General features: G+C 31.8%; 15 protein-coding genes. 9 read left to right on the top strand and 6 right to left on the bottom strand.

Annotated elements, in window-relative coordinates:
• Positions 1 to 43 precede the first annotated feature (43 nt).
• Positions 44 to 892 (top strand): hypothetical protein, encoded by an 849-nt coding sequence (locus tag DPN68_RS03770; RefSeq protein WP_133256559.1) that lies wholly within the window; start codon positions 44 to 46, stop codon positions 890 to 892.
• Between the two features lie 45 nt (positions 893 to 937).
• Here the strand turns inward: DPN68_RS03770 and DPN68_RS03765 are convergent, their stop codons facing one another.
• Together DPN68_RS03765 and DPN68_RS03760 are read right to left on the bottom strand one after the other, a co-directional pair.
• Positions 938 to 2113 carry a GlmU family protein gene (locus tag DPN68_RS03765; RefSeq protein WP_113988282.1) on the bottom strand — a complete coding sequence of 392 codons (1176 nt, stop codon included), beginning with the start codon at positions 2111 to 2113 and terminating at the stop codon, positions 938 to 940.
• A gap of 151 nt (positions 2114 to 2264) precedes the next feature.
• Positions 2265 to 2516, bottom strand: coding sequence for a type B 50S ribosomal protein L31 (locus DPN68_RS03760; RefSeq protein WP_113988280.1), 252 nt, complete (start codon positions 2514 to 2516; stop codon positions 2265 to 2267).
• Between the two features lie 227 nt (positions 2517 to 2743).
• Here DPN68_RS03760 and DPN68_RS03755 point away from each other — a divergent pair, with 227 nt between their 5' ends.
• The 5 genes from DPN68_RS03755 to DPN68_RS03735 all read left to right on the top strand — a co-directional run bounded on the left by DPN68_RS03755 (position 2744) and on the right by DPN68_RS03735 (position 8867).
• The gene (locus DPN68_RS03755; protein WP_113988278.1) at positions 2744 to 3262 is read left to right on the top strand and encodes a DUF4199 domain-containing protein; all 519 of its coding nucleotides are present in this window, start codon (positions 2744 to 2746) and stop codon (positions 3260 to 3262) included.
• A gap of 3 nt (positions 3263 to 3265) precedes the next feature.
• Positions 3266 to 4216, top strand: a complete 951-nt coding sequence (locus DPN68_RS03750) for a glycosyltransferase family 2 protein (RefSeq protein WP_113988276.1) — start codon at positions 3266 to 3268, stop codon at positions 4214 to 4216.
• Positions 4217 to 4300: 84 nt separating this feature from the next.
• Entirely contained in the window at positions 4301 to 6028 is a 1728-nt protein-coding gene (locus DPN68_RS03745; protein WP_113988275.1) for a phospho-sugar mutase, read from the top strand.
• Positions 6029 to 7858: an ABC transporter ATP-binding protein gene (locus tag DPN68_RS03740; protein ID WP_113988273.1), complete on the top strand. Its 1830-nt coding sequence runs from the start codon at positions 6029 to 6031 to the stop codon at positions 7856 to 7858. It begins immediately after the preceding gene.
• Positions 7859 to 8165: 307 nt separating this feature from the next.
• Entirely contained in the window at positions 8166 to 8867 is a 702-nt protein-coding gene (locus DPN68_RS03735) for a DUF2971 domain-containing protein (RefSeq protein ID WP_113988271.1), read from the top strand.
• Positions 8868 to 8961: 94 nt separating this feature from the next.
• On the opposite strand, the gene DPN68_RS03730 is transcribed toward DPN68_RS03735, so the two are convergent.
• From DPN68_RS03730 to DPN68_RS03715, 4 genes are read right to left on the bottom strand one after another with little or no spacing between them, the layout of a single operon-like run.
• Positions 8962 to 9621 carry a hypothetical protein gene (locus DPN68_RS03730; RefSeq protein WP_113988269.1) on the bottom strand — a complete coding sequence of 220 codons (660 nt, stop codon included), beginning with the start codon at positions 9619 to 9621 and terminating at the stop codon, positions 8962 to 8964.
• 30 nt (positions 9622 to 9651) lie between these two features.
• The gene (locus tag DPN68_RS03725; protein ID WP_113988267.1) at positions 9652 to 10371 is read right to left on the bottom strand and encodes a hypothetical protein; all 720 of its coding nucleotides are present in this window, start codon (positions 10369 to 10371) and stop codon (positions 9652 to 9654) included.
• A gap of 53 nt (positions 10372 to 10424) precedes the next feature.
• The gene (locus DPN68_RS03720; protein ID WP_164496735.1) at positions 10425 to 12884 is read right to left on the bottom strand and encodes a TonB-dependent receptor; all 2460 of its coding nucleotides are present in this window, start codon (positions 12882 to 12884) and stop codon (positions 10425 to 10427) included.
• 10 nt (positions 12885 to 12894) lie between these two features.
• Positions 12895 to 14580 (bottom strand): M23 family metallopeptidase, encoded by a 1686-nt coding sequence (locus DPN68_RS03715; protein WP_113988265.1) that lies wholly within the window; start codon positions 14578 to 14580, stop codon positions 12895 to 12897.
• Positions 14581 to 14769: 189 nt separating this feature from the next.
• On the opposite strand from DPN68_RS03715, the gene DPN68_RS03710 reads away from it, so the two are divergent.
• From DPN68_RS03710 to rny, 3 genes are all read left to right on the top strand, one after another.
• Entirely contained in the window at positions 14770 to 15060 is a 291-nt protein-coding gene (locus DPN68_RS03710; protein WP_113988263.1) for a hypothetical protein, read from the top strand.
• Positions 15061 to 15068: 8 nt separating this feature from the next.
• Positions 15069 to 15362, top strand: a complete 294-nt coding sequence (locus tag DPN68_RS03705) for a cell division protein ZapA (protein ID WP_113988261.1) — start codon at positions 15069 to 15071, stop codon at positions 15360 to 15362.
• Between the two features lie 208 nt (positions 15363 to 15570).
• Positions 15571 to 17133: a ribonuclease Y gene (gene rny, locus DPN68_RS03700; protein ID WP_113988260.1), complete on the top strand. Its 1563-nt coding sequence runs from the start codon at positions 15571 to 15573 to the stop codon at positions 17131 to 17133.
• The last annotated feature ends 98 nt before the right edge of the window (positions 17134 to 17231 follow it).

Raw genomic sequence — 17231 nt, 5'->3', positions numbered from 1 at the left:
AATCAGAGACATTACCCAATGTATATCAAAATAAATTTTAATTTTGGAAGAAACTATCTCAATGACTTATAGAGAATTATTAGATAAATTAAAATCAGACATTGAAAATATAACCAATGAAACTGAATATTTAACCAAAGAACTAAATTTAAAAAATAATGATGCCAGAAAAGACTTTTTTGGATTATTTCAAACTGTAATTGATGAATATTATTTGGGATTAAATACATTTATTTTTTTCAAAACTAATAATCCAGTTAATATTTATAAAATTTATGTCTATGAGAATGAAATAAAATTACTTGATAATCATATCAGAAAATTGTTTGCAATAAAAGAAAATGAAGTTCTAAAGAAGAAATACATCAACAACTTAGAAAAAAATTTAATATTAGGTTGTTTTGCTGTTTTCGAAACATGTGTAAATCTGATTTTTAATAAAATTTATGAAGAATCTAAATTTCATGAATTTGTCATACAAGAAATAAAAAAAGATGAATCTAAATTTTTAAATCAAAATGATTTCAATGAAAATCAAAAAGGAAAAATTATTGAAAAACTTTTTGATAAATTAACTCTGCATAAAAAATTCAGATATTTATCAAAAGATAAGTATTCAAAAGAAATAAGAACTACAGATTTGGAATTTATAAAATTTATATCAGACTATAGAAATTGTATTATTCATTCAAATGGGATTTGCAATAATGATTTTGAAAAAACATATTTCAATTCAACTTTCATCTTTAAAAAGAATCATACAGTTAAAATTATCAATAAAGAAGATTTTTCATTTACGAGTTGGAGTATATGCTTTGAAATGAAAGACATTTTTATAAGGCTAATAAAAACTATCAACTACGATGAATTAATTGAATATCCAGAACAATAAAAAACATAAAGTGTAGATTTTTTATTAAAATTCATCTATTTTAAACTACTCTTTTCTATATTTCTTAGTTTCCTCAAAAACGTGTTCTAAAATGGCTGCATCTTGTTCCGTAAATTCCACATTTCTTCTACTCATTACAACTTTAGCCACTTCAAAGGCTTTTTTGGTCAAATACGTAGTGAATCCAGAAGCGCCACCCCAAGAGAAACTGGGTACAAAATTTCTTGGAAATCCAGATCCAAAAATATTGGCTGAAACCCCAACAACAGTCCCTGTATTGAACATCGTATTGATACCACATTTGCTGTGATCGCCCATCATCAATCCGCAGAATTGCAAACTAGTGCGTGCAAATCCTTCAGTTTCGTAACTCCACAAACGCACTTCTTCGTAGTTGTTTTTTAAATTGGAATTATTAGAATCAGCACCAATATTACACCATTCGCCTAAAACAGAATTCCCTAAAAACCCGTCGTGACCTTTATTGGAATAGCCAAATAATACCGAATTATTCACTTCGCCACCTACTCTACAATGCGGACCAACAGTTGTTGCTCCATAAATTTTGGTTGCCAATTTCACTTGCGCTTCTTCACACAAAGCAAATGGCCCGCGAATAACCGAACCTTCCATGATTTCGGCATTTTTCCCGATGTAAATTGGACCCGTTGATGCATTTAAAGTTACGAATTCTAGCTTTGCACCTTCTTCAATAAAAATATTTTCTGGTGCAATTACGTTGACGCTTTTTGGAATAGGCTGAGAGAATCTGTCTTCAGTTAACAATTCAAAATCTTCACGAATAGCGACATCATTTTTGGCAAAAATATCCCAAGTATTTTCAATTCGAAGCAAATCACCTTCATAATCAATCAAGTCATAAGCATCAAAATCAATGTCTTCTTGGGTATCATTGGTATAAAATGCAATAATTTCTTCACCTGCAATAATAGCTTGATTTTTCTCCAAATTCGTAACCATTTCTACCAAAATAGCATTAGGAAAAAAAGAGGCGTTAATCATCACATTGGCTTCCATTTCAACCATAGGATATTTTCCCATTAAATATTCCTCTGTTAAAGTAGTTGTGGTGTTTCCTAAATATTTTTCCCATTTTTCACGAATGGTTAAAATCCCCACACGAATATCCGCTACTGGACGAGTAAAAGTAAACGGAAGTAATGCATTACGAACAGTTCCGTCAAAAAGTATATAGTTCATATTTATATTTATTTATTGAGACAAGTCAATGACTTGTCTGTACTCTATTTTATCAATAATTTCATTTAATTATGAAATCAAAAATACAATTATTTCCACAAAAAAAGCCTCACGTAAGTGAAGCTTTTCTCTATTTTGAAAAAACAATAAATTATTTTGCTTTTTTAGCGTATTTGCTGTTGAATTTATCGATACGACCTGCTGTATCAATTAATTTAGATTTACCAGTATAAAACGGGTGAGAAGTACGAGAAATCTCCATTTTAAATACAGGATACTCAACACCATCAACTTCGATAGTTTCTTTAGTTTCTACTGTAGATTTTGTAATAAATACGTCTTCGTTAGACATGTCTTTGAAAGCTACTAATCTGTAATTTTCTGGGTGGATTCCTTTTTTCATCTTGTAAATCTTTTTTATTAATAATTATAAAGTTGTTTCGCGGCTCCGAATCTTCGGAGGTATAAACGCTTTATAACCTTTTGTTTATAATCGTTTTATTTTGAGAGTGCAAATTTACATTTAATTTTGAAATTACAAGCAACAGTGTAACTTTTTTTTATTTTTTTTCACTAATAGTCCTATTCCTTATTATTGTTATATTTGTAAATTAATTAAACTAGACTACTATGAACGAAATTATTAAGAAAAACGGAATTAAATTTGGTATTATTATAGGACTTTTAGCCATAGTATTTGAAGTAATTAAATATTTAGGTGGATTAGCGATTTATAAAATGCCTGTAGTTGGTTTAGTAATTGGTTTGGTTTATTGGATTATTAGGATTTATCAAAGCAGCGTTATTAAAAAAGAATTTAACAATATAATTTCTTTAAAAGAAGTATTTACAGCATTATTAATTTCTACAACTTTAGGTATTTTAATATCCATACTTTTTAATTTTGTCTTTTATAATTTTATAGTAGCTGAATTTAAACCTGAATTAAATGACTTTATGAATTCATCAATGGTTGAATTATTTAAAATTATGGGTAGAGAAACTAATGAAATTAAAGAACTTGCAGAAAACGACAATTTTTCAATAATTAACTTAGGAAAAAGCGGTGTTTTCTCCATTTTATTCAGTTCGTTTTTCAATTTAATTCTAGCTGCTATATTCAAAAATAAATCAAAAGACCAATTCTAACAAATGAATTTATCCATAATCATTCCGTTATTAAACGAACAAGAATCGTTGCCTGAGCTACATGATTGGTTGGTTTCTGTAATGAATAAAAACAAATTTTCATACGAAATCCTTTTCATTGATGATGGCAGTACGGATGATTCTTGGCACATCATACAAAACCTATCACAAACGAATCCGAGTGTGAAAGGCATTCGCTTTTTAAGAAATTATGGCAAATCACAAGCCTTACATGCAGGTTTTGCCAAAGCACAAGGTGATGTAATCATTACTATGGATGCTGATTTACAAGATAGTCCAGATGAAATTCCAGAATTGTATCGATTGATTATGGAAGACAACTACGATTTAATTTCGGGTTGGAAGAAAAAGCGTTACGATTCAGTTGTAGCTAAAAACATTCCTTCGAAATTATTCAATTGGGCTGCTAGAAAAACTTCTGGCGTTCAACTGCACGATTTCAATTGCGGACTGAAAGCTTATAAAAATACAGTAATCAAAAATATTGAGGTTTCAGGTGAAATGCATCGCTACATTCCAGTTTTAGCTAAAAATGCTGGATTTAGCAAAATAGGCGAAAAAGTCGTAATTCATCAAGCTAGAAAATATGGCGCAACAAAATTTGGAATGGAACGTTTTATCAATGGTTTTTTAGATTTAATCACCATTTGGTTCTTATCTAAATTTGGAAAACGCCCCATGCACTTGTTTGGAGCACTTGGTGTCATTATGTTTTTAATAGGTTTTATTTCAGCTGGAAGTATAGGCGTAATGAAACTTTGGAAATTGTATCACAACGAACCTACAATTTTAGTAACTAATAATCCTTGGTTTTTCATTGCACTAACCACCATGATTATTGGAACACAATTGTTCTTAGCCGGATTTTTAGGTGAAATTATCCTAAGAACCAAAAACAACGAAGAACGTTACAAGATTTCTGAAGAATTTTAGTTTTAAACTGCTATCACAATTTGTGATACCAAAATAATGAATTAAAAAATCGCTTTAAGATTTTTAAAATTATCAAAATTAAAAATGCATATCGAACAAAATATTTTAAACAAAGTAAATGAATGGTTAACCCCAACATTTGACGAAGCCACTCAAGAAGCTATCACAGCAATGATGACTTCAGCTCCAAAAGAACTCGAAGATAGTTTTTATAAAAATCTGGAGTTTGGAACGGGCGGTATGCGTGGAATAATGGGCGTTGGAACCAATCGCATCAACAAATACACTTTGGGTAAAAACACACAAGGTCTATCGGATTATTTACATAAATCGTTTCCAAATGAACAATTAAAAGTGGCTATTGCTTACGATTGTCGCCATAATAGTGACACATTGGCAAAAGTAGTTGCAGATGTGTTTTCGGCAAACGGAATTCAAGTGTATTTATTTTCAGATATGCGTCCAACACCAGAGTTATCTTTCGCTGTTCGTTATTTGAATTGTCATGCTGGAATTGTATTAACCGCTTCTCACAATCCACCAGAATATAACGGATACAAAGTATATTGGCAAGATGGCGGACAATTAGTACCACCTCAAGATGCCGAAATTATAACGATAATTGAAGAATTACAATACAATGCTATCTCTTTTGAGGCAAACGAGAATTTAATTCAATACATCGATAAAGAAATTGACGAGGCGTTTATTAGTTCTTCAATTGAAAATGCAAGTTTTAATACCCCTCAACAAGCTAAAGAAAATTTAAAAATTGTTTTTACTTCTTTACACGGAACATCAATTACATTAGTTCCTGATACTTTAGCGAAAGCTGGTTATTCCAATGTACACGTTGTTGCTGAGCAAGCCATTCCTGATGGTAATTTCCCAACAGTAAAATCTCCAAATCCAGAAGAACCAGAAGCCTTGTCAATGGCAATTGCAATTGCAGAAGAAACAAATGCTGACATTGTTATTGGAACTGACCCTGATGGTGATCGACTTGGTGTTGCTGTTCGTGATTTAGATGGAAAAATCAAATTACTAAACGGAAACCAAACCATGGTTATCATGACGACTTTCTTGTTAGAACAATGGAAACGTGCAGACAAATTTCAAGGAAACGAATTCATTGGTTCTACTATTGTTTCTACTCCAATGATGATGGAATTAGCAGCTGCTTACGGCGTAGAATGTAAAGTTGGGTTAACTGGTTTTAAATGGATTGCAAAATTCATTAAAGATTTTCCGAATCAAAAATTTATTGGCGGCGGCGAAGAAAGTTTTGGTTACATGGTGGGCGATGCCGTACGTGATAAGGATGCCGTTGCTGCTATTTTATTGGTAAGTGAAATTGCTGCTCAGGCAAAAGCTTCGGGAAGTTCGTTGTACCAAGAATTATTAAATTTATACATAGATTTTGGACTATACAAAGAGCATTTGATTTCAATTACCAAAAAAGGAAAGGAAGGTTCCAATGAAATCAAGCAAATGATGGTTGATTTACGCGAAAATCCAATGAAGGAAATTAACGGACAGCGCGTAGTTTGCATTGAAGATTACCAAAGTTCGAAAGGAAAAGATTTTATGAACAACGAAGAATTTGAAATTAATATTCCAAAATCAAACGTACTAATTTACTATTTAGAAGATGGAAGTAAAATTTGTGCCAGACCAAGCGGAACGGAACCAAAAATTAAATTCTATTTCAGCGTGAATAGTCATTTAGACAACATCAAAAACGCTGAAAAAGTAGAAAAAGCATTAGATAACAAAATTGCTGCAATTATCTCAGCAATGAAACTAAATTAAATGGACGAAAATTTAAAGAAAATAATTCCGTTTGCAAAAAAGTTTAAAGGTCATATCTTTTGGAATATCACTTTTAATGTTCTTTATGCATTATTTAGCACACTTTCATTTGTGGCATTATTCCCTTTGATGGAAGTACTTTTCAAAATGAATGAAAAAGTAACTGAATTACCAAAATACAATGGTATTTGGGAAATAGCTTCGTACGGAAAAAATTACTTACAATATTACATTACTAAATTATCGGAAGAAAATGGTACGCAATATGCATTACTACTTACAGTTGCTTTAGTAATTTCAACTTTCTTGTTTAAAAACCTTTTCAATTATTTGGCATCCCAACATTTAACCAAAGTTAAAAACGGAGTACTTCGTGATTTACGTGAAAAAATGTATGCTAAAATTGTTGATTTACCCATTTCTTATTATTCAGAAAAAAGAAAAGGTGATGTAATGGCTAGAATGCTTGGCGATGTTAATGAAGTACAGAATTCATTCTTCATGGTTTTGGAACTTATTGTAAAAGAACCATTAACTATTGTTTTTGCAATTGTTGCCATGATGAAAATTAGTTTAGAGTTGACCGTTTTTGTTTTTATTTTTATTCCAATATCTGGATTTATCATTTCTAAAATTGGCAAAAGTTTAAAAGCAAAATCAAGAAATGCTCAAAAAGAAAACGGGCAACTTATCTCCATAGTAGAAGAAAGTTTGAGCGGTTTAAAAGTGGTAAAAAGTTATAACGCAGAAAGTTACTTCAAAAAGACTTTTAATGCTTCCATCGACAGACTTTTACGACTAAACAACAGTATTGGAAAGAAAAACAATTTAGCTTCACCTATGAGTGAATTTATGGGAATTGTCACTATTGCTGTTTTACTTTGGTACGGTGGAAACTTGGTTTTAGTAGACAAAACCTTAAATGGTGCGTTATTTATTGTTTATTTAGGTTTGGCTTATAACATTTTAACTCCAGCAAAAGCTATTTCCAAAGCTTCTTATGCAGTAAAAAATGGTTTAGCAGCTGCTGAGCGTGTTTTTGAAATTTTGGAAGTGGAAAACGCTATCGTCAATAAAGAAAATCCATTCCAAAAAGAAACATTTGAAAACAAAATTACTATTGAAAACATCAATTTCAGATACGGAAACGAAAATGTTTTGAAGAATTTCTCATTAGAAGTTCCAAAAGGAAAAACAATAGCTTTGGTAGGTCAATCAGGATCAGGAAAAAGTACGATAGCCAATCTATTGACGCGTTTTTATGATGTTAACGAAGGAAGCATCAAAATTGACGGTGTTGATGTTCGTGATTGGGACATGCATTCATTAAGAAACTTAATGGGGTTAGTTACTCAAGATTCGATTTTATTCAATGATACAATAAAAAACAATATACTTTTAGGAAAACAAAATGCAACTGATGAAGAAATAATCGCAGCTTTAAAAGTAGCCAATGCTTACGAATTCGTAAAAGATTTACCTAACGGAATTGAAACCAATATTGGTGATGCCGGCGGAAAACTTTCGGGTGGACAAAAACAACGTTTATCAATTGCGAGAGCCGTTTTGAAAAATCCACCAATAATGATTTTGGATGAAGCAACTTCTGCCTTGGATACGGAAAGTGAAAAATTCGTTCAAGTGGCTTTAGAAAACATGATGCAAAATAGAACATCTATCGTAATTGCTCACCGTTTGTCAACGATTCAAAAAGCAGATAAAATTGTAGTCATGCAAAAAGGCGAAATCGTAGAACAAGGAACCCATGACGAATTACTAGCTAAAAACGGAACGTATTCAAAATTGGTGATGATGCAGAGTTTCGAGTAATTAGCACGCGGATGAAACTGATGCTTCGCAGCGCTGATTTAAACGGATATTTTTTACTCGCTAAGACCTAATATTTTTAATTTTTTAAACATAAAAGTCAGATAAGTTTTTTGAAGTTGATTATCTTTATAGAATGAGTTCATCTAAGATTTAAAACTTGAAATTAAGATTTTTTTTGGCACGCGTATGAAACTGATTCGCTTTAACGAAAAGCGGATTTTTACTGATTTTTACTGCGACTGAAAACTGCGACTGCGACTAATTTTGGAATTTGGAATTTGGAATTTAAAATATTGGAATTTTATAAATGTACATAAACAACTCAAATATCACACTTCCTGAAGATCCTAACACTATTGTTTGGAAGTATTTGGATTTGTCTAAATTTCTTGATATGCTTTTATCGAGGCAATTGTTTATGTCGCGCTCGGATAAGTTTGAAGACCAATACGAAGGTACGTTTTCGGAACCAACATTCGAAGAAATCAAGAAGATTGCTGCTAATAATCCGAAATTTTTGGACTATTACAAATCACATCGGGAGAAAGTGGTGATAAGTAGTTGGCATATAAACGAATACGAATCGTTTGCCATGTGGCAGATTTTTACTCAAAACACGGAAGGTTTGGCTATTCAAACCACGATTGGCAAACTAAAAGAAGCCTTGTATCCCGAGAAAAAAGTGGAACAATATATTGGCGAAGTGAAATACATTGATTACAAAAAAGAATACATTCCGTTTGATGATACATTTTTCCCGTTTTTGTTTAAGCGTAAAAGTTTTCAGTATGAAAGAGAAGTTCGTATCATTTCCGATGTTACTTCCAATAACTTAAAAATTGATAACGGACTAAAAATTGACGTGGATTTAAGTTTACTAATTGAAAAAATCTACATTCACCCCAAAAGTGAAAACTGGTATAAAAACTTGGTTATTGAATTGGTGAAGAAATTAGGCTATGACATTACGATTGAAAAATCGGATTTAGAGAGTGATATTTTGATTTAGAGTTGGAACACAGATTAAACGGATTTTTTTGCTCGCAAAGACGCCAAGTCGCAAATTTATTCTAAAACTTATTTATGTTGAAAAATGATTTACTTTAATTTGAATTAATTTTTTTAAAAGCTTTCTTATCAAATGAAAACTTTTTTTCTTTAATAAGATCATAAGATTTCAAAAACAAATTATCAGTTATAGTATCATTATCGACTAGGATATTAATTGTGTTTATGTTAACCATTTCTTCATTGTTTACTATGGTATCTCTTTGGACTAATTGGTATAAAACACCTTGAAGTTTGTTATTATAATAGTTTTCAAACTCAAACTCAAAAGTAGTTTCTGATTTAGAATTCAAATAAACAATATCAATACTGTCTTTAGTTTGAATACAATATCCAAATTCAAACTCTCTTTGATTATTTTCATCTAATTTTAAATTCTTGTATTTTGAATAAAGCGTTATAGTCCCTTTATAGATGTTAGGTTTGTTTGTTTTAGTTATTTTTAAATTGTAAAATACGCTATTTAAAGAATCTAAAACCCCATTTTTATATTTTCTGTATTGATTCGAAATTGTATCATTATCTTTTGAAACATAAATCTCATAATCTACAGAAGAATCAGTATAGTGTAATTTTAAATATTCTCTCCTATACAAACCTTCATTACTTAATCTATCATAAGTTTCACTTTCAATTCTATCTTCACCTTTACAAGATATAATAATCAAAAACAGCAAAAAGTATAAAATTTTCATTAAAAAGATTTTCATATCAATGAAACTAAACTAAATCGGCATATAAGTTTCTACTTTCCATTCTGCGTCTAATAAATTCACATAATGGTAATGCACTTTATCGTTTTTATCAAAAGCGCCGTTTTTGTTGATATCTTCAATACAACGAAAATACAATCTATTTTTAGCTTCAATGATATTCCAATCGATAAATTCTAAGTAATCTTCGGTTAATTTAGTGAAATTTGAGCCATCAATATTGCTTATATACAAGGATTTGATGTCTTTTTGATCAATTTTATTATCCTTATTGGTGTCTTTATCAACCACGCTGTAAACTAAAATTTGTCTTTTGGTATTGGCTGCAATTCTATCCAAATACGTTACGGTTTGAATTTGAATTTTCTCATCAGTTAAAGATTTTACATTAGTAGAATCTAGATGTTGAAATTTCAAATTTTCAAAATAACCTGTAATTTCAAATCGGTTGTAATTGGAAATAGCATAACTTACTGTATTCGTTTTACTTGAACCGTAAACTTTACTAAAGTCGTCATACACACGAACATCACCAACAGGATGAATCAAATATTTGGTTCCTTCCATGTGGATAGGCAAATCCGCAATTTTTATAGATGTTGTATCAATTGCTCGCGAACTATTATTGGTTTTTGGCTCTTCGTAAATCACTTTTGGTGTCTCTTTTTCTTGTTTACAAGCTACCAAAACTACAAAAGCAACTAAACCTATATATCGTGCAAATATTTTCATACCGAGTGAATTTATAGTCAAATATACTAAATTTTTAAAAAACTTCCTTTGATTTATAATCGTGCAATTAATTTCAAGTTAAAAACTCGCGTGGTCATATAATTGGGAATGCCGTATTGGGTTTTGGTATACACATCTCTAACCCAAGTATTGGTAATCGCATTTTGATTGTTGAACAAGTTAAAAATTTCAAATCCCAATGAAAATTCGCTAAACGGTTGCAACCATTTTTTGGAAGAAGTTAACGATTCGTCTTTGAAAATATACGAAAAACCAGCATCGGCTCTACGGTAATCGTTCAAACGCAATTGATACTCATAAGGATCAGCATAAGCTGGCGAACCACCAGGAAGTCCGGTATTGTAAACCAAATTCAAATACAATTTCACGTTTGGAATATTCGGCATATAATCTTGAAATAGGATACCAAATTTCAATCGTTGGTCTGTTGGACGAGCGATAAAACCTTTACCATCTTGATTTTCTTCTGTTTTTAAATACCCAAAACTAAACCATGATTCTGTTCCAGGAACAAATTCACCGTTTAATCTAGCATCGAAACCATAAGCGTAAGCTTCTGCATCGTTATTGGCTTGGTATCGAATTCTAACATTATCAATCGTATACTTATTCACATCGGTAAAATGTTTGTAATACGCTTCCGAAATCAACTTAAACGGTCTATCCCACAATTTGAAACTGTAATCATTACTCAATACCAAATGTACCGATTGCTGTGCTTTCACATTCGGATTTACAATTCCGTCGTTACCACGTAATTCTCTGTAAAATGGCGGTTGGTGATACATTCCAAGCGAAAATCGAAACACCATATCTTTTTGCCAATTCGGTTTTAATGCAAATTGGGTTCTTGGTGAAAAAACAACCTGACTTTTTCCATTCTCATTTCGATCTAAAACTTGCCATTGATGACCGCGAATTCCAGCATTTAACCAATATTGATGCGAACCAATTTTTCCTCTGTAATTCCATTGTGCATAACCCGAAAAACGATTAATCACCGTAAAATTTGTAGCACGAACACTTTGAAAAGGAGCCAGTGGTCCTGTGTATGGATTGTATGGTTGGTCATTAATATAGTCTAATTCAGGATTTGGTAAGGAAAATCCAGCAGAGTCAATAACTTCCCACTCCACTATTCTATCTCTAATATCTTCTCTGGTATATTTGATTCCCCATTCTACTTGCGATTTTTCGCTTACTTCATGAAAACCTTTCACTTCAGCATTGAAAATTAGCGCATCTAAATTGTTTCTAGCATGATTCAATTGCGAACCAACACCACGCGTAAAAAAAACATCTCCAAAAGTCTCTGAACCAATATTTGAATCTACTTCTCCCAAACGATATTGGGCTAAAATGTCGTAATGTTCTTGTTCTTGCGTATGATACCCTGAAGCAATAAACTTCAATTTGTTTTTTTCGTTGTATTGATAAACCGCTTTTCCAGCACCAAACATCGTTAAATATTCATCATTTTCTTGTCCTTCGTAAAAAACCAATAAAGCAATGGGCTCATCGATAGTTCCAAAATTCGTTTGTCTGGTTAAAGGCTGATAATTGTAGCGATTTTGCGAAATATTTCCCAAAAAACTAAATTGCCATTTCGCCGAAGCATTGAAATTCACCATGGATTGTACATCAAAAAACGTGGGTCTGAAATTAGTTTCGGTTTCTTGACTATTTACTAACAAACTGTTATCGCGGTAACGAACACCAGTAATATTATTCCATTTTTGATTTTTAGAAACGCCTTCAACGGTTAAACTTCCGCCCAATAAACTGGCTTCTAATCCCGCTTTAAATTTGGTTGGATTACGATACGTGATATCTAACACGGATGCCATTTTATCGCCATACTTAGATTGAAAACCTCCAGCTGAGAAATCAACCGCTTCAACCATATCGGTATTGGTAAAACTCAACCCTTCTTGTTGCCCCGAACGAATTAAAAACGGACGATAGACTTCAATTTCGTTCACGTAGACCAAATTATCATCGTAATTTCCACCACGAACGGCGTATGAAGTACTTAATTCATTATTAGAATAAACTCCCGGTAATGTTTTGATGATATTTTCAATTCCAGCATTAGCACCGGGAATTCTTCTTATTATTACTGGATCAATTGTAGTTATTCCTTCTACTCGTTTTTTATTGGCTCCCGTTACGGTCACTTCGCCAATTTGCTCTACTTTCGAACTTAAAACAGGGTTCAATTCGTAGTCTTCATTGGGTTTTAATGTAATTTCAACAGTTGTTTTCTTAAATGAAACGTGCGAAAAAGTAAGGGTTACTTTTGTATTCGCAGAAATTTCTAAAAAATAAAAACCATTGGCATTGGTAACAGTTCCCTTATCACCTACTTTTACGGTTACATTTTCAATTGGTAAATTAAATTCATCTAAAATTACTCCTTTCACTCGAGCGGTTTGCGCCAGTGAAGAAAAACCAAATGCAGCAAAAAACCACAATAAAAATAGCTGTTTCAAACGTTGAATTTTAATTATTCATAAAAAAATGAGATTCAAAGGTAGTAGAATTTTGCATATTATCTACCACAATTACTTTAAAATCATTTCTTCCTTCTTTAAATTTTCCATCGGAAAGTTGGTGTACCAGTTTTTTCGTTTTGTAATCGTATTCCATTAAAATCCATTCACCATTCAAATAAGCGTTGTATGAATTAATTCCAGAAAGATTATCCGAAATAAAAACGCTCAATGTGGATTGGTTTTTCAGGTTTTTACCTTCTACAAAATTCACATTATAAATTCGTGGCGGTATCGAATCTTGGGCAATTTTAAATTTGCCTAAATTTTTGGTATACGCTTTAAAAATTGTTCCTTTTCTTGTGGATTTATTGTAACTCAAACTAGGTCCAGAAACGGAAGCAATAAACGATTTTTGCAATTGCTCTTCGGTTAATCCTTGTACATTATCAAATGTAATCGTCATATTTTTATGAACAGGAACCGATGAGTTATGCAAGGTTAACACATTGTCTTTTACATCAAAATCCAAATAAAAATCATCGTAAAACGTATTTTCGGGAATGTAAACCGAAATGTTGTCTTTGGAATAATTATGTTCGTTTTTTGCTTTTAAAAAATACGGTGTTTTTTGCTCCTTTTTGGTTAAAGAAACTGGTTGTACACCAAATTCAATTGGAATATTGATAACCGTCTTATTTTCATGAAAATCAAATAGTTCAATTCGAAAATTGTAATTGGTATTCGGTTGCGTATAGATGATTCCGTTGTTCTTATTAGCTTTTAAAACCGACAACGGATAAGGCGAATGATGAAACAATTTTTGAATTCTTTGATTGCTGCTTTTAAAATGTTCGTAATCAATGAAATTGTTAATATAACGTGATTCATCAAAAGCGAATTTTTCGATTTCAAACTGGTAATACAAAATACCATTTAAATATGCATTGATTTTATACAAACCGTTTTTATTGTACAAATTGGTGCAATAATCGAATGCATTGATTCCAAAACCAATTTTCCCATTAGCAATGACTTTTGCTGCCAAAAAAGAACCGTCAGATTGTTTGTTAATAGAAACAGGAATAGGTCTTTGTGATTTATTTACGATAGTAGAATCCATTGGATACACCATAACACTTTGTACTACTGGAGCATGTTTATCTTCTACCAATTTATTAAAACCAAAAAACAAAGGATTTACAGTTTTTTCAGAAGTAGTTTCACGGAATTCAAAATGCAAATGAGGGCCACCACTTCCACCCGAATTTCCAGAAAAAGCGATTACTTCACCTTGTTTTACTGGCAATTCATCAGGTTTTAAAAACAGTTCAATTTCAAATGATTTTTGGGCGTAATGTGTTTTTTTGATATAGTTTTCAATAGCACCATTCGCTTTTTGCAAATGTCCATAAACCGTGGTATAACCGTTTGGATGCGTAATATAAATTGCTTTTCCATAACCGTATGTAGAAATTTTAATTCGAGAAATATAGCCATCACCAACAGCATAAACTGGCAAACCTTCTTTTTGTTGGGTTTTTAAATCCAAACCCGAATGAAAATGATTGCTTCTTAATTCACCAAACGAACCCGAAACATCCAACGGAATGTCTAACGGAGAAATAAAATCTTTTGGATATTGCTGTCCAAAACTCAAACAAGAAAATAAGGCGATAAAAAATACTAACTTCATAATTGTGCATTTAGGCTAAAATACTAAAATTTATTAGAGTTATACAACAAGAATCACACCATTTTATAACTAACTTAAAACCAAAATATTACAAAAAAATAAAAGTTTTCATTAAAAAAAACCAAAAAGTATTGTGTTAATTGAATACTAATGCTAAATTTGTAGAAATAGAATTGAATTGTATCCTTAATGAACGGATTGTCTGAATTAATTGATTCTCTTGAAGTTAAATTTTTCAAGCTCAACCAAAAATTGGTTCAGTTAGAAAAAAAGAATCAAGAATTGCAGCAATTGCTAGATAAATCGGCGGTTGTAGCAGCCAAGCAAAACAAAGAAATTGCCCAACTGCAAAGTCAATTAGACAATCTAAAAATGGTCAATTCGCTATTAGGCAGTGACGAAAATAAACGAGAAACAAAACTCAAAATAAATTCATTAATTCGAGAAATCGATTATTGCATAGCCCAACTTTCTGATTAAGAAAGCTTATGAGTGATAAATTGAAAATTAAAATATCTATTGCAGACCGTGTTTATCCTTTAACCGTTGAAGGAACACAAGAAGAAGCGCTTCGAACAGCCTCTAAAAAGATAGATACTATGATTGCGCAATTTGAGCAAAACTATGCTGTAAGAGATAAACAAGATGTTTTAGCCATGTGTGCTTTACAATTTGCTTCTCAAGCTGAACAAAAACAAATTGACAATTCGCAAGAAATACAAAATGCGATGACTCGTTTGCAAAGTTTGGATAAAAAATTGAGTGAGTTACTCTCAAAATAAATACGTTCTTACACAAAAACAAAGATACTGCCTACATTAGTATATATTTGATAAACTCAACACTAACAAATTAAAATGAGTGAATCTTCGCAGCTATAGCAAGCCCTTAAGTGGGAAGCTTGAAATGTGAGTTAACTCAAAACTTGTCATCACGAGTTTATACAACAATCTAATGTAGGCTTTTTTTATATAAACACTTTAACAAAACATGGAAATAGTAAGCATTATAATTGGAATTATTGTTGGTTTAGGTCTTGGGTTTGGAATTGCTAAATTTTTAGAAAAAAGCAATGTTTCTAACTTAATTAAGAACGCAAAAAAAGAGGCAAGTTCTATTTTAAAAGACGCTAAAACAGAAGCAGAAGCAATTAAAAAAGATAAAATTCTTCAAGCAAAAGAAAAATTCTTAGAATTAAAAACAGAACACGAACAAGTTATTTTATCTCGTGATAAAAAAATAGCTGAAGCTGAAAAAAGAACACGCGACAAAGAATCTCAAGTTTCTAGTGAGCTAGCTAAGGCGAAAAAAGCCGCTGATGATGCAGAAGCTAAAATCACCGATTACAACAATCGTTTAGAGTTACTAGATAAAAAACAACAAGAAATTGATCGTTTACACCGTAGCCAAGTAGAACAACTAGAAGTTATTTCTGGATTGTCTGCCGATGAAGCTAAAGAACAATTAGTAGAAAGTTTAAAAGCAGAAGCTAAAACTAACGCGATGTCTTTCATTCAAAATGCAATGGAAGAAGCAAAAATGACTGCTCAACAAGAAGCGAAGAAAATCATCATCAACACTATTCAACGTGTTGGAACTGAGGAAGCGGTTGAGAATTGCGTTTCTGTATTCAACATTGAATCGGATGATGTAAAAGGTAGAATTATTGGTAGAGAAGGAAGAAACATTAGAGCTTTAGAAGCAGCAACCGGAGTAGAAATCATTGTAGATGACACACCAGAAGCTATTATTCTTTCTTGTTTTGATCCAGTTAGAAGAGAAATTGCTCGTTTGGCCTTACATAAATTAGTGACTGATGGTAGAATTCACCCAGCACGTATTGAAGAAGTTGTAGGTAAAACAGCGAAACAAATTGAAGAAGAAATTATTGAAGTAGGTAAACGTACCGTAATCGATTTAGGAATTCATGGATTACATCCTGAATTAATTAAAATCGTGGGTCGTATGAAATACCGTTCGTCTTACGGACAAAACTTATTGCAACACTCTAGAGAAGTTGCTAATTTATGTGGAATCATGGCAGCGGAACTTGGATTAAATGTAAAACTAGCCAAACGTGCTGGATTATTACATGATATCGGTAAAGTACCAGATACTGAAAGTGAATTACCGCACGCTATTTTAGGGATGCAATGGGCGGAGAAATACGGAGAAAAAGAAGAAGTTTGTAATGCTATTGGAGCACACCACGACGAAATTGAAATGAAATCTTTGATTTCGCCAATTATTCAAGTTTGTGATGCTATTTCAGGTGCAAGACCAGGCGCAAGACGTCAAGTATTAGATTCTTATATCCAACGTTTGAAAGACTTAGAAGATATCGCTTTCGGATTTAACGGAGTTAAAAATGCTTATGCTATTCAAGCAGGTAGAGAATTGCGTGTAATTGTTGAAAGTGAAAAAGTGAGCGATGATATGGCTTCTAATTTATCTTTCGAAATTTCTCAAAAAATCCAAACTGAAATGACGTATCCAGGACAAGTGAAAATTACAGTTATTAGAGAAACTAGAGCAGTAAATATTGCGAAGTAATTTTTAGTCACAATTGACAGTCGCAGTTGACAGCACATAATATAAAAGGGAATTTTCAAAATTTGAAAGTTCCTTTTTTTTTTTGAAAAAAACTATTT

This window comes from Flavobacterium tibetense (genome assembly GCF_003293845.1).
In the GTDB taxonomy this organism is placed as follows: Bacteria; Bacteroidota; Bacteroidia; order Flavobacteriales; family Flavobacteriaceae; genus Flavobacterium; species Flavobacterium tibetense.
The sequence above is the reverse complement of the archived record's forward strand: the minus strand, read 5'-3'. Positions and strand labels throughout refer to the sequence as shown.

What these genes read in the sequence shown, in the direction of transcription:
- rny (WP_113988260.1), top strand. Translation starts at nt 15,571, where the DNA reads ATGGAAATAGTAAGCATTATAATTGGAATTATTGTTGGTTTAGGTCTT.
- DPN68_RS03715 (WP_113988265.1), bottom strand. Translation starts at nt 14,580, where the DNA reads ATGAAGTTAGTATTTTTTATCGCCTTATTTTCTTGTTTGAGTTTTGGA.
- DPN68_RS03745 (WP_113988275.1), top strand. Translation starts at nt 4,301, where the DNA reads ATGCATATCGAACAAAATATTTTAAACAAAGTAAATGAATGGTTAACC.
- DPN68_RS03735 (WP_113988271.1), top strand. Translation starts at nt 8,166, where the DNA reads ATGTACATAAACAACTCAAATATCACACTTCCTGAAGATCCTAACACT.
- DPN68_RS03730 (WP_113988269.1), bottom strand. Translation starts at nt 9,621, where the DNA reads ATGAAAATTTTATACTTTTTGCTGTTTTTGATTATTATATCTTGTAAA.
- DPN68_RS03750 (WP_113988276.1), top strand. Translation starts at nt 3,266, where the DNA reads ATGAATTTATCCATAATCATTCCGTTATTAAACGAACAAGAATCGTTG.
- DPN68_RS03725 (WP_113988267.1), bottom strand. Translation starts at nt 10,371, where the DNA reads ATGAAAATATTTGCACGATATATAGGTTTAGTTGCTTTTGTAGTTTTG.
- DPN68_RS03755 (WP_113988278.1), top strand. Translation starts at nt 2,744, where the DNA reads ATGAACGAAATTATTAAGAAAAACGGAATTAAATTTGGTATTATTATA.
- DPN68_RS03765 (WP_113988282.1), bottom strand. Translation starts at nt 2,113, where the DNA reads ATGAACTATATACTTTTTGACGGAACTGTTCGTAATGCATTACTTCCG.
- DPN68_RS03740 (WP_113988273.1), top strand. Translation starts at nt 6,029, where the DNA reads ATGGACGAAAATTTAAAGAAAATAATTCCGTTTGCAAAAAAGTTTAAA.
- DPN68_RS03710 (WP_113988263.1), top strand. Translation starts at nt 14,770, where the DNA reads ATGAACGGATTGTCTGAATTAATTGATTCTCTTGAAGTTAAATTTTTC.
- DPN68_RS03705 (WP_113988261.1), top strand. Translation starts at nt 15,069, where the DNA reads ATGAGTGATAAATTGAAAATTAAAATATCTATTGCAGACCGTGTTTAT.
- DPN68_RS03760 (WP_113988280.1), bottom strand. Translation starts at nt 2,516, where the DNA reads ATGAAAAAAGGAATCCACCCAGAAAATTACAGATTAGTAGCTTTCAAA.